The following is a 25663-nucleotide window of genomic DNA, read 5'->3' as shown; positions in this document are numbered from 1 at the left end:
CTATAATTAGACTGTTACGCACAAAACAGAGGTGAAGACCATGTTAGACCGTTTAAAATCAATTGAAGAACGCTATGAAAAGCTAAATGAATATTTAAGTGACCCTGAAGTGGTGAACGACCCTACGAAGCTTCGTGAATATTCAAAGGAGCAATCCGATATTCAAGAAACTGTTGAGGTATATAGACAATATCGTGCGGCATACGACCAGCTGAATGACGCGAAAGCAATGCTGGAAGAGAAGCTGGATGCCGAGATGCGCGACATGGTCAAAGAAGAAATTTCAGAGCTCACAGAGGAAACGGAACGTTTAGAAGACGAGCTGAAAATCTTGCTGATCCCGAAAGATCCGAATGACAACAAAAACGTTATTGTGGAGGTTCGTGGTGCAGCGGGTGGAGAAGAAGCTGCTCTTTTTGCCGGAAACCTTTACCGCATGTACAGTCGTTATGCTGAAATGCAAGGCTGGAAAACGGAAGTGATGGAAGCGAGTGTCACAGGCACAGGCGGTTATAAAGAGATTATCTTTATGATCAGCGGGAAAGGCGCGTACTCCAAACTGAAATTTGAAAACGGCGCACACCGCGTGCAGCGTGTTCCGGAAACGGAATCAGGCGGACGAATTCATACATCAACAGCGACAGTTGCTGTATTGCCTGAGGCTGAAGAAGTAGAAATTGATATCCATGAAAAAGACATCCGTGTAGATACTTTCACATCTAGCGGACCTGGCGGACAAAGTGTCAATACGACCATGTCTGCAGTTCGATTAACTCACCTTCCAACAGGTGTGGTTGTATCCTGTCAGGATGAGAAGTCGCAAATCAAAAACAAAGAAAAAGCCATGAAAGTACTGCGTGCGAGAATTTATGATAAATTCCAGCGTGAAGCACAGGCTGAATATGATCAAACGCGTAAATCTGCGGTTGGAACAGGGGATCGTTCAGAGCGTATCCGTACGTACAACTTCCCGCAAAACCGTGTAACAGATCACCGTATCGGGTTGACGATTCAAAAGCTTGATCAAATTTTAGAAGGAAAACTTGACGAGGTCATTGATGCATTAATTATGGAAGACCAAGCAAGAAAGCTTCAAAATGCAAAATAAAGAGCGAACAATTTTTGAAGCCCTTAAATGGGCTTCTTCTTTGTTAACGGAAGCTGGAAGAGACCAAAATGCAGCAGAGCTTCTTTTGATGCATGTACTTGGCTGGAGCAGAAGTGAGCTTCTTGCACGTTTTCATGATGCGCTGCCTGAGGAGCAAGATCACCTGTTCAGCAAATTTGTGACGCAGCACAAGGCGGGTGTTCCTGTTCAGCATTTAACGGGAGTTGAATTCTTTTACGGACGTCCTTTCGAGGTGAACAAGCATGTTCTCATCCCTCGTCCTGAAACGGAAGAAGTTGTTTTGGCGGCGCTCCATTTAGTAGGTGACGTTTTCCCGCCCGATCAGCCGCTCAAAGCAGTTGACGTTGGCACAGGAAGCGGGGCCATTGCGATTACGCTGGCTCTTGAAAAAAAATCACTATCTGTCACAGCGACTGATATCTCGCAAGAAGCACTTGCGGTAGCAAAACGGAATCAACAAGCGCTCGGTGCAGACGTTCATTTTTTACATGGAGATTTACTTGAACCTGTTATAGCTCAAGGCATGAAAGTGGACGTATTTATTTCCAATCCACCCTACATTGCGGCGGAAGAAATGGACAGTTTGTCTGAGGTTGTGACAAAGCATGAGCCGGCGAATGCGCTGACAGACGGACGTGATGGCTTGTGGTTTTATCAGCGTCTCGTTCATGATCTTCCCAGCGTGCTGAGTGATCAGGCAGTTGTTGTCTTTGAAATTGGACATACGCAAGGTCAAGATGTCACAGCGCTTCTTGAGCAGGCATTTCCTAAAGCGGATGTCTGTATCGTCAAAGATATTAACGGAAAAGATCGAGCTGTTTGTGCACACATTCAAAACGGAAAGTCCGGCTGAAGAAAGCCGGACTATTTTATTATGTAAAGATGAAACTTATGGTAAAAGAGAAACGTATATATAGAAGAATGAACATTCTGATCATGATTTTTTACATAAATTTGTTTTGAAGGAGCGAATGGTGTGAACAAAAGGTATGCGATGGTGTTGGTCATCGTCAGTGTACTATTGATTGTGAGTGCTTGTGGTAAACCGAGCTTTAAAAAAGAGGCAGCAGCATTTGGAGAAAGCTATAAAAAAGCACAATACACAGTGAATCGAACGGATGACCTATCTGACATGAAAGAGAAGCTGAAGGTTTATTTAACCGAACATGAATATCAAGAATATACACAAGACAGCATGTTCCCGAGCATATTAGAAGCGGCTAAGGATCAAGATTGTCAAATTAAGCTGAAGAAAATTATGTTTACGCCTTCAGATGAAAGCGATGACAGAATTGAATTTAACTATGAAATGGTGATCCAATTTATCGATCAAAAAGGAAAAGTCAAAAAAGAAATCGAGAAAAAAGGAGCCATGACTGTCATCAAAACAGAATCTGGTTTAAAAATCAGCCGAGATTGGGATGGGAGACTATACCCTTCTGACTACCAATCCTCACTCAAAAGTCGTTCTTAATGAGAACGGCTTTTTTGTTTTTGACTCATAATCTATTAAAAAAATCATGTTGACTGTTTATGAGATGGGTTTCCTGGACACAATGTTTGTAGCGAAGAGAAAAAGTGGGGGGAACACACAATGTTGAAAAGTAAAACGATGATTTGTCTTTATATGTTTCTATTATTATGCGGTGCTTTTGCAAATCTTGGCAGAGAGGAGACAGCGGCTGCTTCTGCAAATCAGCCTGTTGTCATACCAGATGAAGCGATTCGATTACGCATTTTAGCAAATAGTGATCGTTCAGCGGATCAGGATGTGAAAAGAAGTATTCGTGACGAGGTCAATGCGAGTATGACAGAGTGGGTGAAAGACCTCACATCCATTGAAGAAGCAAGACGTGTCATTCGATCAAAGCTGCCAGAAATCAATCGTATTGCTAAAGCGAAATTGAAGGAACAGCACATAGATCAATCCGTATCGGTCAGTTTTCAAAAAGCTTCATTTCCAACAAAGCTCTATGGAAGTTTCGTCTACCCTGCTGGGAAATATGAAGCCATTTTAATTACGCTTGGAGAAGGAGACGGAGCCAACTGGTGGTGTGTGTTATTTCCGCCGCTCTGCTTTATCGATTTTTCAAACGGAGAAGCCATCGCCTCACCAGAAGGGGATGATGATAAACAAGTGACAGCGCAGCAAACGAAAGAGTCTGTTAATGAAGTGGTGAAAGAAGAGGAAGAAGAGACAGGTGAAGTGAAGTTCTTTTTGTTTGAATGGGTCTCTAGTCTTTTCTCTTAAAAAAGGTATAAATCGGTTTTTGCCTCATAGAGTTGAAGTAAGAGAACAAAAAGAGGTGAAAGCATGTATTATCAATTAAGAATAGCCACAGAACAAGATGTCCCGGCAATCAATGCTTTTCTTGAAAAGGGACAAGCAAAAGGCGGAGTAACGCTTGCGGAGCGAACGGCATTTGTAGTGATGGAAGATGCGGATGGTCAGCTGGCAGGCTGCTTAGGTCTTGAACAGCTCAATGAACAAGAGGGATTGCTGCGGTCTCTTGTCATATCAGATAAGCTCGGTCAGGGACACATTGTCTCTTTGTTCCAAAGTGTTCAAACGCTCGGTGAAAAAATGGGTGTGGATACTTTTTATGTCGTCGCAAACCATTCCTCTTCCCATGATTTTTTGGCATTAATGGGCTTTACGCCTTTAGAGGAAATTCCAGAAAGCATATGGAGCTCAGCACATGCAAAAGAGACATTGGGGAAAGAACAGGCTGTGGTCCTGCAAAAAAAAGGCAGTTAATCACAAAATGATGGACTTATACACATACTTATCCACTACTAAACAAGCGTTATCCACAAATTGTGGACAACGCTTGTTTTATTGATCATCATCTTTTATACTTTCAAAAGGATAATTGAGATATATCAACAGTTTTATCTTTTTTTAAAAGGAGTTTGTATGATGTTAAATACAAAAAGGTGGTCTGTGGATTTAGAAAAGGATTTATCCACATACTATCCACAAATTAAACAGGCGGCCGATCTGCTGCAGCAAAATGAAGTGGTTGCGTTCCCGACAGAGACCGTTTACGGACTCGGGGCAAATGCGAAAGAGACAGAAGCCGTTATGAAAATTTATGAAGCAAAAGGGCGTCCGAGTGATAATCCGTTGATTGTTCACATTGCGGAGGTTCAGCAGCTTCACGAATTTGCACAAATAGAAAGCGAAAAAGCGAAGGCGCTGATGGATGCCTTTTGGCCGGGCGCCTTAACCATCGTTCTTCCGTGTAAGCCGGGCACTTTATCAAAGCAGGTTACAGCAGGTTTATCCACAGTAGGTGTGAGAATGCCTGACCATCCCATTGCGCTTGAGCTGATTCGAGCAGCTGGTCTGCCAATTGCTGCACCAAGTGCCAATCGTTCGGGAAAACCTTCACCAACACAAGCTGACCATGTAGCGAGTGATCTCGAAGGGAGAATCGCTGGGATTGTGGATGGCGGTTCAACTGGAATTGGCGTTGAGTCAACGGTTGTATCCTGTGCCGGTGAGACCCCAGTGATTTTAAGACCAGGCGGAATTACAAAAGAAGCATTAGAAGAGGTCGTGGGGACGGTGAGTGTGGACCCAGGGCTGACAAAAAAGGACGAAGCGCCTGTATCGCCGGGAATGAAATACACACATTATGCACCTGAAGCCCAGATGTATATCTTTCATGGAAGTGATGAAGACATGCAGCGTCACATTCAGAAATACAAAGCTGAAGGTCTAAAAGTCGGAGTGCTGACAACAGAAGAAAAGAAATCGCTGTTTGCGGCAGATGTTGTGTACAGCTGTGGATATAGAGAAAAACCTGAAACGGTTGCTGCAAACCTCTATCGTGTACTGAGACAATTTGATGAAACAGATGTAGACTTGATTATTTCAGAAGCCTTTTCAGAGCAGGGAGTTGGTTCTGCCATTATGAACCGTCTGCAAAAAGCCGCAGGAGGGCGTACACTCCCTTCGTTCCAATAGTTCTAACCTTTCTTGGACAAACATAGGTTAAAGGAGAATGTGTGTCCAAGGGGGATTTACATGAACGAACTAGCTGGCGAATTGCTGACACTCAGCATCATGGCTTTTGCACTTGGGATGGATGCTTTTTCGGTTGGACTTGGTATGGGGATGATTCAGCTGAGGTTCCCCCAGATCATTTATATTGGACTTGTCATTGGGATATTTCATATGTTTATGCCGCTTTTTGGCATGCTGACAGGTCAGCTCTTATCCGGATGGCTCGGTCTACTTGCCACCTATATCGGCGGGGCGCTGCTTTTGGTGCTGGGACTGCAAATGATTGTTGCTTCTATCCGCAAAGAGGATAAGCCCTTTATCGCACCTGTTGGGGCTGGTCTCGTTCTTTTTGCTACAAGTGTAAGCCTAGACAGCTTCTCCGTTGGTTTAAGTCTTGGGATTTACGGTTCCCAGGTGTGGATGACTATATTATTGTTTGGTTTTTTTAGTATGCTCCTCACATGGCTCGGATTATTACTCGGTAAACAGGTTCGGTCATGGGTTGGTTCATATAGCGGCGCGCTTGGCGGAATCATTTTACTAGCCTTTGGTATCAAATTATTATTTCCGCTCTAGCTAATCTCCTTACATAACATGTAGAATGAAATGCTATATAATAGAAGAAAAGGAGGGCGAAAGATGAAAATCTTATTTGTTTGTACGGGAAATACATGCAGAAGTCCAATGGCTCAAGCCCTTTTTGCTTCAATTGCAGATGAAAAAGGTTTAGAGGTCACTGTAAAATCAGCGGGCATTTTTGCCTCCGATGAAGGGAAGGCTTCTCCTCAAGCGATCGAAGCATTATTTGAGAAAAGCATTCCACTAAATCACTCATCATCAAAATTGACAGAGGATCTTCTGCGCGAAGCTCATTACGTCTTCACGATGACGATGCAGCATAAACAGTTGATTGCAGAGCAATATGCGCATGCAAAAGGCAAGGTCTTCACTTTAAAGGAATTTGCGACAGGAACAGAAGGCGATGTATCCGATCCGTTTGGAGGAAGTCTTTCTGTTTATCAGGAAACACGAGATGAACTAGAAGCCTTACTGTATCAGCTTGCTGAGAAGCTGAAAAAAGATCATCATAATAGATAACCTGTAAAACCGTTGCCTCAACGGTTTTTCTGCTATTGTTTGCAAATCACTAGGCAGAGGTTAAAATATAACTGTAAATAAAGAATGAATGTAAGACATAACAGATCAACTCACCCTTAGGAGGAATTGCCCGATGAAAGTAGCCATTGCATCCGATCACGGCGGAACGAATATTCGTGAAGAAATCAAACAACTGATGGATGAATTGAAGATTGAATACATTGATATGGGTTGTGAATGCGGATCAGGTTCTGTAGACTACCCAGATTATGCTTTCCCTGTAGCCAATATGGTGGCAAACGGAGAAGTCGACCGCGGCATTTTAATTTGTGGGACAGGCATCGGCATGAGCATCTCAGCAAATAAAGTAAAAGGAATTCGCTGTGCATTGGCTCATGATACATTTAGTGCGAAAGCAACGAGAGAACATAATGATACGAACGTTCTTGCGATGGGAGAGCGAGTGATTGGGCCAGGATTAGCACGTGAGATTGCGCACATTTGGCTGACGACAGAGTTTACAGCAGGACGCCATGCTGTGCGGATTGGCAAAATTGCTGATTACGAAGAAAAGCACCTATAAGGAGCGCTTAACATGAACATTGGTCAAGATTGGCTTGAAATGTTAAAAGAGTTTCATCAAACAGTTGAATTGCGTGCCGGGCAAATCTTAGTCATTGGCTGCAGTACGTCAGAAGTGGCTGGTGAGCATATTGGTACTGCAGGAAGTGAGCAAATTGCTGCCTCTATCTATCAAGAATTGGATCAGTTAAGACGAGAGACCGGCATTGAGCTCGCCTTTCAATGCTGTGAACATCTAAATCGTGCCCTTGTTGTTGAAGAAGAAGCGGCTTTCCGTTTTAACCTGGAGATCGTAGCTGCAGTACCTGTCCGCAAGGCGGGTGGTTCGATGGCGGCGCATGCGTATCAGCAAATGGAACATCCTGTATTAGCCGAATGCATTGAGGCACATGCTGGAATTGATATCGGCGATACGTTAATTGGGATGCACTTAAAGAGAGTCGCTGTACCTGTCCGCCTCAGTCGTCATCGATTAGGACATGCACATGTGACTTTTGCGAAAACGCGTCCGAAGCTGATTGGCGGAGAACGAGCCGTTTATACAAGATCATAGCTTCGATATATTTCTAATATAATGTTGAATGATGAAGACGCTTTACCACTTGAATATTCGGGTTTTCATAAAAAAGAAGTCGATTTTTCAAAAAAAACTTTTACATTTTACTCAAAAACCGTGTACAATGAGATGGTGAAAACATCGAATGGAAATAGATTGGAGAGGATTTCGCTGATGAAACATTTACCTGAGCAAGACGCACAAGTATTCAAAGCAATTCAACTAGAGCGGAAACGCCAGCAGGACAAAATCGAATTAATTGCATCAGAAAACTTCGTAAGCGAAGCAGTCATGGAAGCACAGGGCTCTGTATTAACAAACAAATACGCTGAGGGCTATCCTGGTAAACGCTACTATGGCGGCTGTGAACATGTAGACGTTGTGGAAGATATCGCACGTGACCGCGCAAAAGAAATTTTTGGCGCTGAGTATGTGAACGTACAGCCTCACTCAGGTGCTCAAGCGAACATGGCCGTATACTTTACAATTCTTGAGCATGGCGATACAGTACTGGGCATGAACTTATCACATGGCGGGCATTTAACACACGGAAGCCCTGTAAACTTTAGTGGTGTACAGTACAACTTTGTAGAATATGGTGTAGATAAAGAAACTCAGCATATCGACTATCAAGATGTACTTGAAAAAGCACGTGAACATAAGCCGAAACTTATCGTTGCGGGTGCAAGTGCATACCCACGTCAAATTGATTTCAAAAAGTTCCGTGAGATTGCTGATGAAGTCGGTGCTTACTTTATGGTCGACATGGCTCACATTGCTGGTCTTGTTGCAGCAGGTCTTCATCCAAATCCAGTTCCTTACGCAGATTTTGTGACAACGACAACTCACAAAACATTACGCGGACCTCGCGGCGGAATGATTCTATGCCGTGAAGAGTTTGGTAAAAAGATCGACAAATCGATTTTCCCTGGTATTCAAGGTGGACCACTGATGCATGTCATCTCTGCAAAAGCTGTTTCTTTCGGTGAAGTATTGAACGGAGATTTCAAAACATATGCACAAAACGTCATTGATAATGCAAAACAACTAGCTGAAACTCTTTTATCTGAAGATATTCAGCTTGTATCTGGCGGAACAGATAACCATCTTGTTCTCATCGACTTGCGTTCTCTTGGCATCACAGGAAAAATTGCAGAAAACGTTCTTGATGAAATCGGTATTACAGTGAACAAAAATGCAATTCCTTATGATCCAGAGAAACCATTTGTCACAAGTGGTGTACGTGTAGGTACAGCAGCAGTAACAAGCCGCGGTTTTGATCAAGAAGCGATGAAAGAAGTCGGTTCCATTATTGCACTTGCGCTAAAGCATCATGAAGATGAAGCGAAATTAGAAGAGGCGAAAAAGCGTGTATCTGATCTTACGGCCCGTTTCCCTCTATATAACGAATTAGATTATTAAAAAACAGACCCATTTGCCTATATTTGGCATGTGGGTTTTTTTTGTAGGATTTGCGAATCATATTGAAAGATGATGTCTTTTTATGTAGAATTGTAGGAAGTGTGCAAAGTTCACCGGAAGATGACAGAAAAGGAGTTGTAGCAAGCAATGGCAAAGGTTTATGTATTTGATCACCCGCTTATTCAGCACAAACTTACATATATTCGTGACGTTCATACAGGAACTAAAGAATTTAGAGAGCTAGTGGATGAAGTCGCAACATTAATGGCATTTGAAATCACAAGAGATTTACCGCTTGAAGAGGTAGATGTAGAAACACCTGTACAAGTAGCGAAATCAAACGTGATCTCAGGGAAGAAACTCGGTGTTGTGCCAATTTTAAGAGCAGGTCTTGGAATGGTAGACGGGATTTTGAAACTCATTCCAGCTGCTAAAGTGGGACATGTTGGTTTATACCGTGATCCGAAAACATTAAAGCCTGTTGAATATTATGTGAAGCTTCCATCTGATGTGGAAGAACGTGAATTTATCGTAGTAGACCCAATGCTTGCAACTGGCGGCTCAGCAGTCGAAGCGTTAAACAGCTTGAAAAAACGCGGTGCGAAAAACATTCGCTTTATGTGTCTGATTGCTGCCCCTGAAGGTGTAGAGGAAATGCAAAAGCATCATCCAGATGTTGATATCTACATTGCAGCATTAGATGAGAAACTAAACGAAAAAGGTTACATCATCCCAGGTCTTGGTGATGCTGGTGACCGTATGTACGGAACGAAATAAGAAAGTCTTAATAAAAGCCCACATGCAAACGTGCATGTGGGCTTTTTGAAATATATGACAAACGGTTGATACCGTTCTTAGAAAAATCAATGTATACTGAACATTGGCTGTTTTTTTCAATGATTGTCACATCTCTCCTAAAGTTTGATGAAATTGTGAACATTTTGTGTGCTCTATCACTATAGAAAAGTTTTTTAACTTTCAACCGATTGACACATCATAGACGCTATTGTATGCTAAACGAGGGTATTATGGTAAGGTTTTCATAGCCTATAGCACTCTACTAATCCTCATTGTGAACCCTTTAATAATCAGGGTTTGTATCAACGAATGAAGCAGCATCCCATAGATCTAAAGATTTCAAGTCTGATTGTGCAATTAGACCGATGGGTGATTGATTTTTTTCGAATAGGACGGCTTATCATAAGCGTCTTCTACGCAGTTTTCATCACCATTTATCACCTTTTTTACAATACTTTTCATCGGGAGTCAGATGAATGAACGATCCAAACGCGATTTTCCGCAGACAGAGTAAATACATGTTCTATCTATTGGCAATTTTTGTGTTTGGCTATGCCATGCCTGGTTTTAAACCACTGTTTCTTGGTTTCATTATCGGCACAATTTTTGCTTTCTTTAATTTATTCCTACTTATACGGAGAATGCACGCTTTTGATCGAGCGGTTAAAAAAGGAAAATCCATTCGTTCAATGGGAAGTACAGCCAGGTGGGCCAACGCGATTCTCGCAGTAGCGATTGCTTGGCGTTACCCTAATGAAGTTCATCTGGCAGGTGTTGTTATAGGATTAATGACAATATATCCTGTCATTATGATAGATTCCTTCATTCAACTTAAACGTTCTACTATGGAAGAGAGGTGAATACTCTTTGGGTCACAGTTCAAAAACTACAGAATTTTTAGGGTTAACGTTCAACTTATCCAATGTTCTCATGATTACGATTGCTAGTATCATCGTTCTTCTCATAGCGGTGCTGACTACTCGTGTTCTGTCTATTCGTCCGACTAAGGCGCAGAACTTCATGGAATGGATCGTTGATTTTGTTCGAAATATCATAGGTAGTTCGATGGACATGAAAACAGGAGCCCCATTTCTAGCGCTTGGCGTTACATTACTCATGTACATATTTGTTTCAAACATGCTTGGACTGCCGTTCTCGATTACGGTCGATCACAACTTGTGGTGGAAATCACCAACTGCTGATCCTGCAATCACAATGACACTAGCAATTATGGTCATGGGACTTACACACTTCTACGGTGTCAAGGCAAAAGGAGTCAAGGAATATACGAAAGACTTCTTCAAGCCAATCCCATATTTAGTGCCGCTGAAAATCATTGAAGAATTTGCAAACACGCTAACACTTGGTTTGCGTCTTTACGGAAATATTTTCGCTGGAGAGATTCTTCTTGGGTTACTTGCAGGACTTGCGACCAATTTCTACACGCAAAATATTGCGCTTGGTATCGTTGGTACATTAGGTGCCATCGTGCCGATGATTGTATGGCAGGCATTCAGTTTGTTTGTCGGAACAATCCAGGCATTTATCTTCACCATGCTGACAATGGTGTACATTTCCCATAAAGTCAGCGACGAACACTAAAAAATTGAGAGTCCAAAAAGGACGTTATTTTAAAGGAGGAGCTTTTTAATGAATTTAATAGCAGCAGCAATTGCAATCGGTTTAGGAGCACTAGGAGCAGGTATTGGTAACGGTCTAATCGTATCTAAAACAGTTGAAGGAATCGCTCGTCAGCCAGAAGCTGGTAGAGAACTAAGAACACTTATGTTCATCGGGGTCGCTTTAGTTGAGGCACTTCCAATTATCGCTGTCGTTATCGCATTCTTGGCATTCTTTGGTTAATATGTGAGAAGCGTTCTAATATGAATTTTAATGGCGAAGATCAGATTAGTTCGAAACTTCGCCATTCCTTTATGTTTTGTTTCTTAACATATTATTTAAAGAAGGGAGTTGCCGTACTAAATGTCTCAGTTACCAGTGGTTTTAGGAGCAGGGGGCTTAAGCTTCAACGCCGGTGATATGTTATTCCAGCTTATCGCTATGCTCATCTTGCTTGCACTTTTAAAGAAATTTGCGCTTAAGCCTTTATTAGGGATTATGAAACAGCGTGAAGATTATATAGGAAATGAAATTTCAAGTGCTGAAGAAAAGCACGTTCAAGCTGAAAAGCTTCTTGAAGAACAACGTGTCTTATTGAAAGAAGCACGCGAAGAATCACATACACTCATCGAAAATGCGAAAAAGATTGGTGAGAAACAAAAAGAAGAGATCATTCAAGCAGCACGTCAAGAATCAGAGCGCTTGAAAGAGTCTGCTAGAACTGAAATCGTGAAAGAAAAAGAACAAGCTGTGGCTGCACTGCGTGAGCAGGTTGCATCACTATCTGTGCTGATTGCATCTAAAGTGATTGAAAAAGAACTTGATGAGCAGGCACAAGAGAAATTGATTCAAGAGTACCTTAAAGAGGCAGGCGAAAGCCGATGAGCGTAACTATTGTCTCTAAGCGTTACGCTTCTGCTCTTTTTGACATCGTTCTTGCTTCTTCGGCAGTAGACGAAACTGAAAAAGAGCTGAATGAGATCAAAAAAGTTCTAAAGGCTGATCAAGAACTCAATGACTTCCTTGTTCATCCAAAGATTACGGCAGACAAAAAGAAACAGTTGATTGCAGAAGCTTTCAAAGGTGTTTCTACTTATGTATTGCACACAATGTATTTACTGATTGACCGCGGACGCACGAATATTTTCTCTGAAATGACGTCGGAGTTTGTGAAACTTGCAAACCGCACGAAACAAATAGACGATGCGGTCGTGTATTCAGTGAAACCGCTGAGCGGTGCTGAAATTCAATCTTTATCTGAAGTATTTGCCAAAAAAGCCGGAGTCACATCACTACGTGTTGAAAATGTGATTGACAAGGATCTAATAGGCGGAGTGAAAATCCGTATCGGAAACCGCATTTATGACGGCAGTGTCAGCGGAAAGCTTTCCCGCATTGAACGTCAGCTTGCAGGCGAAAATCGTTAGAAGGGGTGAAACCTTAGTGAGTATCAAAGCTGAAGAGATTAGCGCGCTGATAAAGCAGCAAATCCAAAACTATCAATCAGAAATTGAAGTAAAAGATGTCGGTACAGTCATTCAAGTAGGGGACGGTATCGCGCGTGTACATGGCCTTGACAACATTATGGCAGGAGAGCTGGTTGAGTTCTCTAACGGTGTAATGGGTATGGCTCAAAACCTTGAGGAGTCTAACGTAGGTATCGTTATTTTAGGACCTTACAAAGATATCCGCGAAGGTGACGACGTAAAACGTACAGGTCGTATCATGGAGGTTCCAGTAGGTGAAGAGTTAATCGGACGTATTGTGAACCCGCTTGGTCAGCCTGTTGATGGACTAGGTCCAATCTTAACAAGCAAAACACGTCCAATCGAAAGTGAAGCACCTGGCGTTATGGATCGTAAATCTGTACATGAGCCGCTTCAAACAGGAATTAAAGCAATTGATGCCTTGATTCCAATCGGCCGCGGACAGCGTGAATTGATCATTGGTGACCGTCAAACAGGTAAAACATCTGTTGCAATCGATACGATTCTAAACCAAAAAGATCAAGACATGATCTGTATTTATGTAGCTATCGGACAAAAAGAATCTACGGTTCGTGGTGTTGTTGAAACACTTCGTAAGCATGGTGCGCTTGACTACACAATCGTTGTCACAGCTTCTGCATCACAGCCGGCTCCACTTCTTTACCTTGCTCCTTATGCAGGTGTAACGATGGGTGAGGAATTCATGTATAACGGCAAGCACGTACTTGTTGTCTATGATGACCTTTCTAAACAAGCGGCAGCTTACCGTGAGCTTTCATTATTGCTTCGTCGTCCTCCAGGTCGTGAGGCATTCCCTGGTGATGTTTTCTATCTTCACTCTCGTTTATTAGAACGTGCAGCGAAGCTTAGTGACGAAAAGGGTGGCGGTTCTATCACAGCATTGCCTTTCGTAGAAACGCAGGCTGGCGATATCTCTGCATATATCCCAACAAACGTTATTTCCATCACAGATGGACAAATTTTCTTACAATCTGACCTCTTCTTCTCAGGCGTACGTCCAGCGGTAAACGCAGGATTGTCTGTATCCCGTGTAGGTGGTTCTGCACAAATCAAAGCGATGAAAAAGGTAGCAGGTACACTTCGTCTGGATCTTGCTTCTTATCGTGAGCTTGAAGCATTCGCTCAGTTTGGATCTGATCTAGACCAAGCCACTCAAGCGAAATTAAACCGTGGTGCAAGAACAGTTGAAGTCTTAAAACAAGACTTGAACAAACCGCTTAAAGTTGAAAAACAAGTAGCGATTCTTTACGCACTAACAAGAGGATATTTAGACGATGTAGCCATTGCTGATGTTAAACGTTTTGAAGCTGAGTTATTCTTGTACATTGAAGAAAACCATAAAGGCTTGTTTGACACGATCTCTCAAACAGGAAATATGCCTGCTGATGAAGAGTGGAAGACAGCAATCGAAGGCTTTAAACGTACGTTTGCACCAAGCAACTAATTAGTAATCTTTCCGAGAGAAAAAGATTCTCTTTTTCTCTCTTTTCACGTAAATGAACACGGATTCCTGAAAAAAGGTGGTGAAATCTTTGGCCTCATTACGCGATATAAAGTCAAGGATCACGTCAACGAAAAAATCGAGTCAGATCACAAAAGCGATGCAAATGGTATCAGCTGCGAAACTGAATCGTGCTGAAAACAATGCGAAGTCTTTTGTTCCTTACATGGAGAAAATCCAGGAAGTGGTTGCTGCAATCGCAACTGGAACAAGTGCTAAGCACCCAATGCTTCTTTCAAGACCTGTCAAGAAAACAGGGTATCTCGTCATTACATCTGATCGAGGGCTTGCAGGACCTTTTAACAGCTCGATTTTGCGTGCCGCTTACCAAACCATTCAATCTCGTCATCAATCCGCTGATGAATATGCGGTGATTGTCATTGGTAAAATCGGACGCGACTTCTTCAAAAAGCGTGGTATTCCAGTTATTTCTGAAGTAACAGGGCTTGGAGACGAAGTAGCGTTTGCTGATATTAAAGAATTAGCAAGCAGTACAGTTCAAATGTTCTCTGATGAAGCGTTTGACGAACTTTATATGTTCTACAACCACTTTGTCAGTGCGATTTCACAAGAAGTAACAGAGAAGAAATTATTGCCGCTAACGGACCTTTCGGCCGCAGCGACACCAAATAAACGTTCCGCATCTTATGAGTTTGAGCCTTCTGAAGAAGAAATTCTTGAAGTTCTCCTTCCTCAATATGCAGAGAGTTTGATTTTCGGTGCGCTTCTTGACAGCAAAGCAAGTGAACATGCTGCAAGAATGACAGCAATGAAGAGTGCAACAGACAACGCAAAAGAATTGATCGACAGCCTGACACTCTCTTACAACCGTGCTCGTCAAGCAGCGATTACACAAGAGATTACAGAAATTGTCGGCGGAGCAGCTGCCTTAGAATAGAAATAATTGTCAGGAGGGAATGCAATGAAAACAGGACGCATCAGTCAGATCATGGGACCAGTCGTAGACGTTCGTTTTGAAGACGGTCACTTGCCTGAGATTTATAATGCGATCAAAGTTTCGCATAAAGCGGAAAGCGAAAGTGAAGTTGATATCGACTTAACTTTAGAAGTAGCACTACATTTAGGTGACGATACAGTGAGAACCATCGCAATGGCATCAACAGACGGTGTGAAGCGCGGTATGGAAGCTGTAGACCTTGGAAAACCAATTTCAGTACCAGTTGGTAACGTAACACTTGGACGTGTATTCAACGTACTGGGAGATAACATTGACTTAGATGAGCCACTTGGTGTGGAAGCTCAAAGAGATCCAATCCACAGACAAGCGCCTTCTTTTGATCAACTTTCTACAGAAGTTGAAATTCTTGAAACAGGTATCAAAGTTGTTGACCTGCTTGCTCCTTACATCAAAGGTGGAAAGATCGGTCTATTCGGTGGAGCTGGTGTAGGTAAAACCGTTCTGATTCAAGAATTGATCAACAACATCGCACAAGAACACGGCGGTATTTCTGTATTCGCTGGTGTTGGAGAGCGTACACGTGAAGGAAACGACCTTTACTACGAAATGAAAGATTCTGGCGTTATCGAAAAAACAGCCATGGTCTTCGGTCAAATGAACGAGCCGCCAGGTGCACGTATGCGTGTTGCCCTAACTGGTTTGACAATGGCAGAGCATTTCCGTGATGAACAAGGTCAAGACGTATTGTTCTTCATCGATAATATCTATCGCTTTACACAAGCAGGTTCTGAAGTATCAGCCCTTCTTGGACGTATGCCTTCAGCGGTAGGTTATCAGCCGACACTTGCAACAGAAATGGGTCAGCTGCAAGAGCGTATCACGTCTACAAACGTAGGATCGGTTACATCGATTCAAGCGATCTATGTACCTGCGGATGACTATACAGATCCAGCTCCTGCAACGACGTTCGCTCACCTTGATGCAACGACAAACCTTGAGCGTAAGCTGACTGAAATGGGTATTTATCCAGCGGTTGATCCTCTTGCTTCAACATCTCGTGCACTTGCACCTGAGATCGTTGGCGAAGAGCATTATGCGATTGCGCGTGAAGTGCAGCAAACATTACAGCGTTATAAAGAGCTGCAGGATATTATTGCCATTTTAGGTATGGATGAATTATCTGAGGACGATAAGCTTGTGGTTCACAGAGCACGTCGTGTTCAATTCTTCCTATCTCAAAACTTCCACGTAGCAGAGCAGTTCACTGGCCAAAAGGGTTCTTATGTGCCATTGAAAGAAACTGTTAAAGGCTTCAAGGAAATCTTATCTGGTAAATACGATCACCTTCCAGAAGATGCATTCCGCTTAGTTGGACGCATTGAAGAAGTGGTTGAAAAAGCCAAAGAGATGGGTGTAGAGGCCTAATCTGGTCCTTAGGAGGGTAAAAGCATGAAGACCGTTCAAGTCAATATCGTTACTCCCGACGGCCCAGTGTATCAAGCGGATGTGGAAATGGTCAGTGTAAGAGCAGAAAGCGGTGAGCTTGGTATTTTAGCTGGCCACGTTCCAATGGTTGCTCCGCTAAAAATCGGTGCAGTTCGCTTAAAACATAGTGGATCAACTGAATTGGTTGCAGTAAGTGGCGGATTTGTTGAAGTCCGCCCTGAACAAGTAACAATTCTGGCTCAGGCCGCTGAAACATCAGACAAAGTTGATGTCGATCGTGCTAAATCAGCGAAACAGCGTGCTGAAGAGCATTTGAACCACCCGAATGAAAGTGATGTACGCCGGGCGGAACTCGCATTAAAACGGGCGTTAAACCGTTTAAATGTAGCAGGGAAATAAAACAGAAAATCCTTCTTATCACTGTGATAAGAAGGATTTTTTTTAGGATGACATGAGAGATTGATACATCGACACATAAGGATGAGATGCTTGCTTTTCTAGATATAAGTGCTCGCAAAATTGCGTACTACAATGCCATGTTTTATTATTTCTGCGTAAGCCAAGCGTATATTTGTGCGGAGAATCCATATAAGGCCGCACCACCCAGTCAGCATCTGAATGATGACGGATGACAACCTCTCCTATATACACACTCATCATCGCTTCTAATGCATCTATCGGCATTTTCCACTCAGCGAACAGCTGCTTGGTCAATGCATCAAAGTATAGTGATTCTAACTGATACAAGCTTTCCTCAGAGTAATCCAAAGAAATGTTATGAAAATGACACAATTGTGCTAATTCTTCTAGCTGTGTCTGTCTATAATCAAAGTAGAAAGCAATGGCCTCCCATTCATGATCAAATGAGGGAACCAATTCTCCGTACAAATCAACAAAGTCAGGAAAAGAATCTTTCAATGTGTTCAGCTCCTTCCACACGCAGTATATCATCTCCTTGGCATCAGGATAAGAGGGGATTCACACTAAATGTAGCTCTTTTTTCCAAATGATTCATCTTTCCGATTTTCGAGGATATAATGAAAGGGAGTTTTCCTTTACAGAAATAAATAAAAGGAGGATTCAACTGTATGGAAGACGTAGGACAACAAGCAATCGTGGGCATTGTGATCCACCTATTTTTTATCGCGGTTACATGGTGGGCACTGCTTGCTGTAAATATTGATCCACTCATTAAAAAAGGGAAAATCGTTCAAGCAAAGCTGCTGATGATGCTCATTACCATTGCTATCGCATCTGCAGTCAGCAATTTCTTCCTTGATTACTTAAATTTCTCGAGACAAATTCCTTATATGTTCTAACATAAAAGGTTTGGTCACAGCCTTCTGCGGGAACGTAAAAAGAAGGGTCAAAAGGCTCGCCTTTTGTTGACTTTTCCACGTATGCATTGACCTCCTTGCGGCAACACTTGTAGCAAGGGGGAATGACAAGTGAGAAAGTATTTGAAAGGTTGGCCATTATTTGCGTTTATTCTTTTTTTTGTTCTGATGATTCAAGGTGTTCGTGCGGAAGAATCTTCCCCGCTCGCTCAAATAGCAGAAGGTCTAAAAAACCAGCAAATTGAAGTCGATGGATGGACCCTTCATGCCAAGACAAATGTAGATATTTCATCCGAACAATTTTCAAAAAAAGTGAAACGTTTGAAAGACGAACTACGACAGTATGAGTGGACCGAAAAAAAAGAACAACATGTCACCAAAGTCACAGGAATTTACAAAGATGAAAAAAATGATACAGAATCGAAAATTTTACTCGTGAAGACCGACACAAAATCCAATCAAAAGTCGTATTTATTATATGAGCAAAAAGGTGCTCGCCCACTGAATACCTGGGAGCATACATATGATCAGTTCGTACGTCATGCAAAAAGCATATTACAAGAGAAAATTGTAATTTTTACTTGTCTCGATGGTCATGTAAATGGTATGATGGATGTTGTTTTGCAAAAAAAAGCTGAAATGTTAGCAAATGAATTTCAAGCAAAACCAGTTGAGTATCTCGTTGAGTCTAATTTTGTGTCGCTTTCCGCTTACACAGATAAGTGGGAACAGTTCATTATGACTTCAAATGATAAAATGAATGTTCAAATTGCCATCAGAAGTTCGGAAATGAACGAAAATCATACGATTACGGTTGGCACACCAATCGTAACGACTGAATATTAATATAGAGAATTTGGGACGCGGAGGGGAAGACCTTGGAAAAAATCATCGTCCGCGGCGGTCAAAAGTTAAACGGCACAGTTAAAGTAGAAGGCGCAAAAAATGCCGTTTTACCAGTTATCGCTGCATCTTTGTTAGCAAGTACAGAAAAAAGCGTAATTTGTGATGTACCTACGCTCTCCGATGTATATACAATCAATGAAGTGTTACGTCATTTAGGAGCAGAAGTACATTTTGAAAATAACGAAGTATCAGTTGATGCATCTCATGCACTAGAAACTGAGGCTCCGTTTGAGTATGTCCGTAAAATGCGAGCATCCGTGCTTGTCATGGGACCACTTTTAGCAAGAACAGGTCATGCAAGAGTTGCATTACCTGGAGGCTGTGCGATTGGTTCAAGACCAATTGATCAGCATTTAAAAGGCTTTGAAGCAATGGGAGCTAAAATTCAAGTAGGTAATGGTTTCATCGAGGCTGAAGTAAAAGGCCGTTTAAAAGGTGCAAAAATCTATTTGGATTTCCCAAGTGTAGGGGCAACTGAAAACATCATCATGGCAGCAGCATTAGCTGAAGGAACAACGATTTTAGAAAACGTAGCAAAAGAACCTGAAATTGTTGATTTAGCAAACTACATCAATGCCATGGGCGGTAAGGTTCGCGGTGCTGGTACTGGTACAATCAAAATCGAAGGTGTGGAAACACTTCACGGTGCAAAACACAACATCATCCCTGACAGAATTGAAGCAGGTACTTTCATGGTGGCAGCAGCCATTACAGAAGGAAATGTTCTTGTAAAAGGCGCAGTGCCAGAGCACATGACATCACTTGTGGCAAAAATGGAAGAAATGGGTATTCAGATCATTGAAGAAGAAGAAGGTTTAAGAGTCATTGGACCATCTGAGCTCAAGCCAATCGATCTAAAAACAATGCCGCATCCTGGGTTCCCAACGGATATGCAATCTCAGATGATGGCGCTATTGCTTCGTGCGAACGGAACAAGCATGATCACAGAAACGGTGTTTGAAAACCGCTTTATGCATGCTGAAGAATTCCGCCGCATGAATGGCGATATTAAAATTGAGGGTCGCTCTGTCATTATCAATGGGCCGGTTCAACTTCAAGGTGCTGAAGTGGCAGCGACTGATTTAAGAGCAGGAGCAGCACTTGTACTTGCTGGATTAGTGGCAGAAGGTCATACACGTGTCACTGAGTTGAAGCATATTGACCGTGGTTATGTGAACTTCCACCAAAAGCTTGCAGCAATCGGTGCAGATATTGAAAGAGTAAACGATGAATCAGCAGATGTGACACAAGAACAAGTTGTATCAGATCTGAACGCTTAATCATGAAAGAAATCAGTGTGTCCATTGGGGCATGCTGATTTTTTTTTTAGAATCATAGAATGCCTCATTTCACGAAGCTTATCATTAGTGTATCCAACCATCTTAAATTTTATTCATACAGACGAACAGTAAAATCCATTCTAAGAACAGGCCCATACCTTCATAAAAGACTTGTCCACTAAATGAAAGAAGCTGTCATATTAGCTTGTCCCTGCCCATAGGATAAAAGAGATTCAATGACAAATGGGGGCAGCCAAATATGAAACCAATGATATGGACAATCGCAGGAATATGCATCATCATTTTAATGATTCCAACATTACTTGTGTTGCCGACGTTCCAAGGGAAGCAGGCGGCCAGCCAGCACGTAGCAGCAGAACCATCAGTTAAAAAAGAAGTGAAGGGTTCAGTCAAATTGAAGCAATCACCCGTCGCTATCCCCGTCTATCGCTCAGCTCATCAGCAGGTAGAAAACATCCCCTTAGAAGAGTATGTGATCGGTGTCGTAGCATCTGAAATGCCAGCTGATTTTGAAATGGAAGCACTCAAGGCACAGGCGCTCGCAGCAAGAACGTATATCGTCAGACAAATGATCAGTGATAAGACTGTCAAATCACCTAAGGGCTCTCTTGTAGATGATACCCAAATGTTCCAAGTTTACAAAAACAAACAGGAACTCAAGAAAATTTGGGGGAAAGCGTACAATTGGAAATTAAAAAAGGTCACGGAAGCTGTCGCCAGCACACAAGGAAAAGTGCTGACTTATGACGAGAAACCAATTGATGCTTCATTCTTTTCAACAAGTAACGGAAAAACGGAAAATGCCGAAGCCTATTGGAAAAACGAAATCCCTTATTTGAAAAGTGTCTCAAGTAAATGGGACGAAAAATCGCCAAAATTTCAAAATAAGAAAACCATCTCGGTCAGTGAATTTCAGCAAAAATTAGGTGTGACGCTCACTCAGCAGGCTCAGGTCGGACAGATTGTAGAACGGACACCAGGAAATCAGGTAGCGAAAGCCGTGATCAACGGAAAAACAATGTCAGGCCGAGACATTCGAGAATCACTAGGCCTTCATTCAGCGGACTTCACATGGGAACGCCAAGGCCAGCAGATTGTCATTACAACAAAAGGATATGGTCATGGTGTAGGCATGAGTCAATATGGTGCGCATTATATGGCGCAGGCAGGCAAAAAAGTAGATGCCATCGTGAAGCATTATTATAAAGGAATTCAAATCGAATCAGCCGATCGTTTTCTCAACACGTATATGGCTAAAAAATAAAGCAAAGGTGCCTCAGAAATGAGGCATTTTTTTGTGTGTTCAAAGAGATTTGAACAGAATGTGTCAAATCGCGACTTAAGACGCAGATCAGGAAATCTTAAACATTTATGTCCTGACAAGAACTGATGGCCGATACAAAGTCCCTCGAAAGACAGAGAAAACGAGAGAATAATGGGTGTGTTAGGTGAAAATATCTAGACATCTGACAGAATTTTAGTGATTTTGATGAAAGAGAAAAAGGGACCGAGTCCTATACCATTCCAAGACAGAATAATTTACGATTAAGATGTTTCAATCAAATACATAAGGAGGAAGAAAAAGTATGTTGAAAAAAGTAATCACACTCGTAACCTTAACTGTATTGACATTATCTATGTCAATCTCTTCACCAGTATTTGCAGAAGCATCTACAGTCAAAAAACATAATAAAGATGTAAGAGTCACAATCTTGCTTGATGCAAGTGGAAGCATGGCAAGAAAAGTAGAGGGGGAGCGCAAATTTGATCTCGCTAAACAAGAGGTATTTAAATTTGCTCAGTCACTTCCAAAAGACGCTAAAATTCGTATGAGCTTGTTTGGTTCTGAAGGAAACAACAAAAATTCAGGTAAAGCTCAATCATGTGAAGTCATTAGAGGCGTTTACGGCGTACAGCCTTATGAAAAGGACAGCTTCGAAAACTCTTTAAACGGACTTGGGCCAACTGGCTGGACACCGATTGCACGTGCACTTGAAAATGCAAAGCAAGCGGATGAGCAGCTTACTGCAGGAACAAAGCATATTGTGTACTTAATCACTGATGGTGAGGAAACTTGTGGCGGAGATCCAGTAAAAGTAGCAAAAGAATTGCATAACTCAAAAGGATCAACTGTTGTAAATGTGATCGGATTAGACTTTAACGATGGCTATGAAGGTCAATTGAAGCAAGTAGCCAAAGCTGGTAAAGGCCATTACTACCAAGCAAGTACTGGTAAAGAAATGGGTTCTATCTTTTCAGCAGAATCATTAAAACTACACGAATAACTTGCTGAACAAAAGGGAAACGATTGATTCATGCTTTCGTTTCTCTTTTTCTGTACAAAAGTAAAAAAGGGAGGTTTTTATTGATGAAAAAAAACATCGTATTAACCATTTTGGCTAGTCTTGTCCTGCTTCTTTCTTCACCAGCTCATGCTGTAACAAAACAGGAGCCGCCTGCGCATGTGGTGATATTACTCGATTTAAGCGGGAGCATGGCACAATCAGTTGAAGGTGAAAGGAAAATTGAAATCGCCAAACGGTCTATTCAAAGCTTTGCAAGCATTTTATCAGAAGATACACAAGTTCTGCTTCGTGTGTTTGGTCATGAAGGAACCAATAAAAATGCAGGGAAAGCTGTTTCTTGTTCAAGTTCTGAAGCTGTTTACGGATTTGGATCATATGAGCCATCAACCTTTCAGCAAGCACTGAATGTGTATAAGCCAACTGGCTGGACACCACTTGCAAAAGCATTAACGGATACGAAACAAGATTTTGAAGATCACCAAGCTGAAGGGAAAAATATTGTCTATGTTGTCAGTGATGGTGAAGAAACTTGTGGTGGAAGCCCTTCACAAGCAGCAAAGGAATTACATGAAGACGGAATAGATACAATCGTCAATATCATTGGCTTCGATGTGAATGAAAAGGAAGCAAAAAGTCTTAAATCTGTTGCAAAAGCGGGTGGAGGACAATATCAACCGGCTGCAAATGCCGAAGAATTGAACCATATTCTTCAACAGGAAGCGAGCGCTTTTGGTCGGTAGAGAGTGAATGGCAGCTGGGGAAAACAACCCCAGCTGTTTTTAAGTTGACGATTAATTCAAAGTCGTTTCTAATTCATCAATTCGTTTCTCCACATAATGCTGATCCTTTCTTGCATGGAAGGTTTCGGCTTTTTCTAATATGGCAGCCGTATTATACTCGGGAATCTGTGAGTAGCTCTCATACACACCTTTAGGAATTAAAACGTTCCCTTCCGGCCAATAAACTGCGATATTGCCGCGTCTCAACTCTCCGAATTGAGCCACTCCTTGATAGGATCCATATTGATTAAAGAGAACAACTGGATCACCTTCTTGGACGTAAAGCTCTTTTGCATCTTCTTCATTCATTAGGATAGAATGACGTTTTCCACCATTAAAGGCATCCTTTTCACTGTAGATCATGGAGTTGAATTGCTTTCCTCTTCTTGTCGTGATATTGAAATGTCCTTCGGTTTTTCGATATTGAGGCAGCTGGGCAGGAAGAAGATGTCCCTTGCCGTCTGGTGTTGGACACACGCCATCTTCACAAAGCCATGCGCCTCCCCATTGAAAAACGTCTCCCTTGTGACGTAAATGCTGGATGCCATCATAGTTTCGGTTGGCGACCGCAATCTCACGACGAATGTCTTCAGCTGTTTCAAAATGTATCAGCTCGGCATCTTCCGGCCGGACTCTTTTCGCAAGATCAACATAAATGTCCCATTCTGCTCTGGCTTCCTCAATACGAGGTCCTTCAATTTCTGGACTGAAATATACCATGCGTTCCGTACTGGTTGATGTGCCGCCGCCTGGTTGTTCATACCTTGTCATAGCAGGCAGCACAATCACCGCCTCTTCAGCGTCTACCAGCGTAGAGGTATTCAAAATGATATCTTGGTGAACACGGAGTTCAAGTTCAGATAATGCTTTTTCGATCGCTTCCGGATTTGGCATCGTTTCTAAAAAGTTTCCGCCACTCGTAAACAGCATTTTGAGTTTTTGTGGATGGTCTTTTGGGAGAGCCATCTTTTCAAAGGATTGCCCAATGGTGTCACCATGCCATTTAGGAATGTCAAACCCCCATATACGTTCGATTCTTTCAATATTCTCTTCATCAAAATCACTACCTGGCAAAACGAATGGATCAGCGCCCATTTCACCAGAACCTTGGACGCCACTATGCCCCCGGATTGGCATGACACCACAATGTTTCCTGCCGATAAATCCGCGCAGCATCGCAAGGTTGGCAACCTGTGATATATTATCAGTTGCAAAGCGGTGCTGAGTAAGGCCCATACTCCAAATAAAAACGCCTGAATTAGCATTGGCAAGCAGTGTCGCAAATTCCTTCATTCTTTCTTTTGATAAACCTGATGATGCTTCTAGGTCCTCCCACTTCAATTGTGCGACATGCTGCTTTAAATCCTGTATGCCTGTTGTATGTTTTTGAATAAATTCGTGATCAAGAGCCGAATGGGGAGCATGCTGCTCCATGTCAAACCAATGCTTGATGACGCCGTTCATGAACGCAATATCTCCGCCTATATTGACTTGGTAAAAATCATCTGCAATTTTTGTACCGAATAAAGCACTCTCTGGAATAGAAGGAACCCAATACTTTTCCATAGCAGGCTCTTTATACGGATTGATGACGATAATTTTTGTTCCCTTCTTTTTAGCAGCGTACATATATTTAGTGGAAACAGGCTGATTGTTTGCTGCGACAGATCCCCAAAAAATTAATACATCCGTTCCAATCCAATCACTGTAATTACAGCTGGAAGCACCGATGCCAAGGGACCGTTTAAGAGCGGTTTTACTTGGTGAATGGCAAATGCGAGAAGCATTATCAATATGATTCGTCCCTATAAATCGAGCAGCCTTTGCAGCCGTATAATAAACTTCATTTGTAATTCCTCTGGCGGTTAAATAGAAAGCAAGCTGCCGTTTATCAATTGATTGGATTTTAGCTGCGATTTGATCTAGTGCATCATCCCAAGAAATACGTGTAAAGGCATTGTCACCTTTTTTTCGGATCAATGGATAAGGAATCCGCCCAAGCTTGCGAAGAGAAGTGCTGTCCATTTGCTTTAGCTGATGAATATCTTCAAACCATTTTGGATCAATAGCTGGCATTGTGTTAAGACGAAGCACATTTAGTCTTGTGGTGCATATATGAGGTCCTGCGAGCGTTTGATCATACAGTCCTGAGACGCCAAGGGCACAGCCGTCACAAACACCCTGCGTTAAAATACGATACGCGTAGGGAAGGTTATCTTTGTTCTCCCAAGCCACTTTCATCGTATCTCGAATGTGTTTCGGTTTCACTTTGCCAAGCCCCATTGGTACAAAAGACGCCCATAGCTTTGGTGAGGGTTTTTTATTGAGTTTAACAGGCCCCTTATGTTTTGTTTTCCCCATGAGATCATCACCCTCCTAATACTTTGTAAAGCGTTTTCATATCTAAAAATTACCTTTAGATTGTGATTCTGTCAAATTCAAA

General features: G+C 42.2%; 29 protein-coding genes. 27 read left to right on the top strand and 2 right to left on the bottom strand.

The features are described from left to right. Nucleotides 1-40: 40 nt before the first annotated feature. The 21 genes from prfA to NSQ34_RS16740 all read left to right on the top strand — a co-directional run bounded on the left by prfA (nt 41) and on the right by NSQ34_RS16740 (nt 16990). Nucleotides 41-1108 carry a peptide chain release factor 1 gene (gene prfA / locus NSQ34_RS16840; RefSeq protein ID WP_034281226.1) on the top strand — a complete coding sequence of 356 codons (1068 nt, stop codon included), beginning with the start codon at nt 41-43 and terminating at the stop codon, nt 1106-1108. Continuing rightward, nucleotides 1098-1982: a peptide chain release factor N(5)-glutamine methyltransferase gene (prmC, locus tag NSQ34_RS16835; RefSeq protein WP_176967149.1), complete on the top strand. Its 885-nt coding sequence runs from the start codon at nt 1098-1100 to the stop codon at nt 1980-1982. The genes prfA and prmC overlap by 11 nt, the downstream gene beginning before the upstream one ends. A gap of 141 nt (nt 1983-2123) precedes the next feature. Then, nucleotides 2124-2603, top strand: a complete 480-nt coding sequence (locus NSQ34_RS16830) for a hypothetical protein (RefSeq protein ID WP_024423739.1) — start codon at nt 2124-2126, stop codon at nt 2601-2603. 123 nt (nt 2604-2726) lie between these two features. Continuing rightward, a complete protein-coding gene (gene spoIIR / locus NSQ34_RS16825) occupies nt 2727-3380 on the top strand; it encodes a stage II sporulation protein R (protein WP_240491059.1) in 654 nt (217 codons plus the stop codon). Between the two features lie 63 nt (nt 3381-3443). Further along, the gene (locus NSQ34_RS16820; RefSeq protein ID WP_034281223.1) at nt 3444-3887 is read left to right on the top strand and encodes a general stress acyl- n-acyltransferase; all 444 of its coding nucleotides are present in this window, start codon (nt 3444-3446) and stop codon (nt 3885-3887) included. Nucleotides 3888-4049: 162 nt separating this feature from the next. Continuing rightward, a complete protein-coding gene (locus NSQ34_RS16815) occupies nt 4050-5102 on the top strand; it encodes an L-threonylcarbamoyladenylate synthase (protein ID WP_081279482.1) in 1053 nt (350 codons plus the stop codon). 60 nt (nt 5103-5162) lie between these two features. Then, nucleotides 5163-5717 carry a manganese efflux pump gene (locus tag NSQ34_RS16810; protein WP_065214880.1) on the top strand — a complete coding sequence of 185 codons (555 nt, stop codon included), beginning with the start codon at nt 5163-5165 and terminating at the stop codon, nt 5715-5717. Nucleotides 5718-5780: 63 nt separating this feature from the next. Further along, nucleotides 5781-6239: a low molecular weight protein arginine phosphatase gene (locus NSQ34_RS16805; protein WP_024423734.1), complete on the top strand. Its 459-nt coding sequence runs from the start codon at nt 5781-5783 to the stop codon at nt 6237-6239. A gap of 133 nt (nt 6240-6372) precedes the next feature. After that, nucleotides 6373-6822: a ribose 5-phosphate isomerase B gene (rpiB, locus tag NSQ34_RS16800; RefSeq protein ID WP_003214714.1), complete on the top strand. Its 450-nt coding sequence runs from the start codon at nt 6373-6375 to the stop codon at nt 6820-6822. Between the two features lie 12 nt (nt 6823-6834). Continuing rightward, nucleotides 6835-7374 carry a TIGR01440 family protein gene (locus NSQ34_RS16795; RefSeq protein WP_065214879.1) on the top strand — a complete coding sequence of 180 codons (540 nt, stop codon included), beginning with the start codon at nt 6835-6837 and terminating at the stop codon, nt 7372-7374. A gap of 177 nt (nt 7375-7551) precedes the next feature. Continuing rightward, on the top strand, nt 7552-8799 hold the full coding sequence (gene glyA, locus NSQ34_RS16790) for a serine hydroxymethyltransferase (protein ID WP_034281450.1): 1248 nt from the start codon (nt 7552-7554) through the stop codon (nt 8797-8799). Nucleotides 8800-8946: 147 nt separating this feature from the next. After that, nucleotides 8947-9576, top strand: coding sequence for a uracil phosphoribosyltransferase (upp, locus tag NSQ34_RS16785; RefSeq protein ID WP_003214553.1), 630 nt, complete (start codon nt 8947-8949; stop codon nt 9574-9576). A 497-nt stretch (nt 9577-10073) separates the two neighbouring features. Beyond that, on the top strand, nt 10074-10457 hold the full coding sequence (locus NSQ34_RS16780; RefSeq protein ID WP_024423731.1) for an ATP synthase subunit I: 384 nt from the start codon (nt 10074-10076) through the stop codon (nt 10455-10457). 7 nt (nt 10458-10464) lie between these two features. After that, the gene (gene atpB, locus NSQ34_RS16775; protein ID WP_024423730.1) at nt 10465-11199 is read left to right on the top strand and encodes a F0F1 ATP synthase subunit A; all 735 of its coding nucleotides are present in this window, start codon (nt 10465-10467) and stop codon (nt 11197-11199) included. Nucleotides 11200-11247: 48 nt separating this feature from the next. Beyond that, complete coding sequence (gene atpE, locus NSQ34_RS16770) at nt 11248-11460, top strand: F0F1 ATP synthase subunit C (protein WP_003214968.1); 213 nt, start codon at nt 11248-11250, stop codon at nt 11458-11460. A gap of 120 nt (nt 11461-11580) precedes the next feature. Then, nucleotides 11581-12102 carry a F0F1 ATP synthase subunit B gene (atpF, locus tag NSQ34_RS16765; protein WP_034281220.1) on the top strand — a complete coding sequence of 174 codons (522 nt, stop codon included), beginning with the start codon at nt 11581-11583 and terminating at the stop codon, nt 12100-12102. Continuing rightward, nucleotides 12099-12644, top strand: a complete 546-nt coding sequence (locus NSQ34_RS16760) for a F0F1 ATP synthase subunit delta (RefSeq protein ID WP_024426340.1) — start codon at nt 12099-12101, stop codon at nt 12642-12644. Before atpF ends, NSQ34_RS16760 begins: the two co-directional genes overlap by 4 nt. A gap of 16 nt (nt 12645-12660) precedes the next feature. Continuing rightward, on the top strand, nt 12661-14169 hold the full coding sequence (gene atpA / locus NSQ34_RS16755; protein WP_024423728.1) for a F0F1 ATP synthase subunit alpha: 1509 nt from the start codon (nt 12661-12663) through the stop codon (nt 14167-14169). 88 nt (nt 14170-14257) lie between these two features. Next, a complete protein-coding gene (locus NSQ34_RS16750) occupies nt 14258-15124 on the top strand; it encodes a F0F1 ATP synthase subunit gamma (RefSeq protein ID WP_024423727.1) in 867 nt (288 codons plus the stop codon). Nucleotides 15125-15148: 24 nt separating this feature from the next. After that, nucleotides 15149-16570, top strand: a complete 1422-nt coding sequence (gene atpD, locus NSQ34_RS16745; protein ID WP_008354929.1) for a F0F1 ATP synthase subunit beta — start codon at nt 15149-15151, stop codon at nt 16568-16570. A 24-nt stretch (nt 16571-16594) separates the two neighbouring features. Next, the gene (locus NSQ34_RS16740) at nt 16595-16990 is read left to right on the top strand and encodes a F0F1 ATP synthase subunit epsilon (RefSeq protein ID WP_003214592.1); all 396 of its coding nucleotides are present in this window, start codon (nt 16595-16597) and stop codon (nt 16988-16990) included. Nucleotides 16991-17032: 42 nt separating this feature from the next. On the opposite strand, the gene NSQ34_RS16735 is transcribed toward NSQ34_RS16740, so the two are convergent. Next, nucleotides 17033-17509, bottom strand: coding sequence for a hypothetical protein (locus NSQ34_RS16735; protein ID WP_024426339.1), 477 nt, complete (start codon nt 17507-17509; stop codon nt 17033-17035). Nucleotides 17510-17679: 170 nt separating this feature from the next. Here NSQ34_RS16735 and NSQ34_RS16730 point away from each other — a divergent pair, with 170 nt between their 5' ends. The 6 genes from NSQ34_RS16730 to NSQ34_RS16705 all read left to right on the top strand — a co-directional run bounded on the left by NSQ34_RS16730 (nt 17680) and on the right by NSQ34_RS16705 (nt 23181). After that, the gene (locus NSQ34_RS16730) at nt 17680-17910 is read left to right on the top strand and encodes a DUF1146 family protein (protein WP_098677171.1); all 231 of its coding nucleotides are present in this window, start codon (nt 17680-17682) and stop codon (nt 17908-17910) included. A 129-nt stretch (nt 17911-18039) separates the two neighbouring features. Then, on the top strand, nt 18040-18774 hold the full coding sequence (locus NSQ34_RS16725) for a YwmB family TATA-box binding protein (protein WP_024423723.1): 735 nt from the start codon (nt 18040-18042) through the stop codon (nt 18772-18774). Between the two features lie 32 nt (nt 18775-18806). Continuing rightward, the gene (murA, locus tag NSQ34_RS16720) at nt 18807-20114 is read left to right on the top strand and encodes a UDP-N-acetylglucosamine 1-carboxyvinyltransferase (RefSeq protein WP_024423722.1); all 1308 of its coding nucleotides are present in this window, start codon (nt 18807-18809) and stop codon (nt 20112-20114) included. A 259-nt stretch (nt 20115-20373) separates the two neighbouring features. Next, nucleotides 20374-21399 (top strand): stage II sporulation protein D, encoded by a 1026-nt coding sequence (gene spoIID, locus NSQ34_RS16715; protein ID WP_081124961.1) that lies wholly within the window; start codon nt 20374-20376, stop codon nt 21397-21399. A 322-nt stretch (nt 21400-21721) separates the two neighbouring features. Beyond that, nucleotides 21722-22420 carry a VWA domain-containing protein gene (locus NSQ34_RS16710; RefSeq protein ID WP_080769523.1) on the top strand — a complete coding sequence of 233 codons (699 nt, stop codon included), beginning with the start codon at nt 21722-21724 and terminating at the stop codon, nt 22418-22420. A gap of 83 nt (nt 22421-22503) precedes the next feature. Beyond that, entirely contained in the window at nt 22504-23181 is a 678-nt protein-coding gene (locus tag NSQ34_RS16705; protein WP_098677172.1) for a VWA domain-containing protein, read from the top strand. 51 nt (nt 23182-23232) lie between these two features. Here NSQ34_RS16705 and NSQ34_RS16700 read toward each other — a convergent pair whose 3' ends face one another. Further along, the gene (locus NSQ34_RS16700) at nt 23233-25581 is read right to left on the bottom strand and encodes an FdhF/YdeP family oxidoreductase (protein WP_087976055.1); all 2349 of its coding nucleotides are present in this window, start codon (nt 25579-25581) and stop codon (nt 23233-23235) included. Between the last annotated feature and the right edge of the window lie 82 nt (nt 25582-25663).

Source organism: Bacillus sp. FSL P2-0069 (genome assembly GCF_038593315.1).
Lineage (GTDB): Bacteria > Bacillota > Bacilli > Bacillales > Bacillaceae > Bacillus > Bacillus safensis.
Note: the sequence above shows the minus strand (reverse complement) of the source record. Positions and strands in the feature narration are given on the sequence as shown.

Excerpts from the sequence above, each read along its gene's own strand:
- prfA (WP_034281226.1), top strand. The coding sequence starts at position 41 with ATGTTAGACCGTTTAAAATCAATTGAAGAACGCTATGAAAAGCTAAAT.
- prmC (WP_176967149.1), top strand. The coding sequence starts at position 1,098 with ATGCAAAATAAAGAGCGAACAATTTTTGAAGCCCTTAAATGGGCTTCT.
- NSQ34_RS16830 (WP_024423739.1), top strand. The coding sequence starts at position 2,124 with ATGGTGTTGGTCATCGTCAGTGTACTATTGATTGTGAGTGCTTGTGGT.
- NSQ34_RS16820 (WP_034281223.1), top strand. The coding sequence starts at position 3,444 with ATGTATTATCAATTAAGAATAGCCACAGAACAAGATGTCCCGGCAATC.
- NSQ34_RS16815 (WP_081279482.1), top strand. The coding sequence starts at position 4,050 with ATGTTAAATACAAAAAGGTGGTCTGTGGATTTAGAAAAGGATTTATCC.
- NSQ34_RS16810 (WP_065214880.1), top strand. The coding sequence starts at position 5,163 with ATGAACGAACTAGCTGGCGAATTGCTGACACTCAGCATCATGGCTTTT.
- NSQ34_RS16805 (WP_024423734.1), top strand. The coding sequence starts at position 5,781 with ATGAAAATCTTATTTGTTTGTACGGGAAATACATGCAGAAGTCCAATG.
- rpiB (WP_003214714.1), top strand. The coding sequence starts at position 6,373 with ATGAAAGTAGCCATTGCATCCGATCACGGCGGAACGAATATTCGTGAA.
- NSQ34_RS16795 (WP_065214879.1), top strand. The coding sequence starts at position 6,835 with ATGAACATTGGTCAAGATTGGCTTGAAATGTTAAAAGAGTTTCATCAA.
- glyA (WP_034281450.1), top strand. The coding sequence starts at position 7,552 with ATGAAACATTTACCTGAGCAAGACGCACAAGTATTCAAAGCAATTCAA.
- upp (WP_003214553.1), top strand. The coding sequence starts at position 8,947 with ATGGCAAAGGTTTATGTATTTGATCACCCGCTTATTCAGCACAAACTT.
- NSQ34_RS16780 (WP_024423731.1), top strand. The coding sequence starts at position 10,074 with ATGAACGATCCAAACGCGATTTTCCGCAGACAGAGTAAATACATGTTC.
- atpE (WP_003214968.1), top strand. The coding sequence starts at position 11,248 with ATGAATTTAATAGCAGCAGCAATTGCAATCGGTTTAGGAGCACTAGGA.
- atpF (WP_034281220.1), top strand. The coding sequence starts at position 11,581 with ATGTCTCAGTTACCAGTGGTTTTAGGAGCAGGGGGCTTAAGCTTCAAC.
- NSQ34_RS16760 (WP_024426340.1), top strand. The coding sequence starts at position 12,099 with ATGAGCGTAACTATTGTCTCTAAGCGTTACGCTTCTGCTCTTTTTGAC.
- atpD (WP_008354929.1), top strand. The coding sequence starts at position 15,149 with ATGAAAACAGGACGCATCAGTCAGATCATGGGACCAGTCGTAGACGTT.
- NSQ34_RS16740 (WP_003214592.1), top strand. The coding sequence starts at position 16,595 with ATGAAGACCGTTCAAGTCAATATCGTTACTCCCGACGGCCCAGTGTAT.
- NSQ34_RS16730 (WP_098677171.1), top strand. The coding sequence starts at position 17,680 with ATGGAAGACGTAGGACAACAAGCAATCGTGGGCATTGTGATCCACCTA.
- spoIID (WP_081124961.1), top strand. The coding sequence starts at position 20,374 with ATGAAACCAATGATATGGACAATCGCAGGAATATGCATCATCATTTTA.
- NSQ34_RS16710 (WP_080769523.1), top strand. The coding sequence starts at position 21,722 with ATGTTGAAAAAAGTAATCACACTCGTAACCTTAACTGTATTGACATTA.
- NSQ34_RS16705 (WP_098677172.1), top strand. The coding sequence starts at position 22,504 with ATGAAAAAAAACATCGTATTAACCATTTTGGCTAGTCTTGTCCTGCTT.
- NSQ34_RS16700 (WP_087976055.1), bottom strand. The coding sequence starts at position 25,581 with ATGGGGAAAACAAAACATAAGGGGCCTGTTAAACTCAATAAAAAACCC.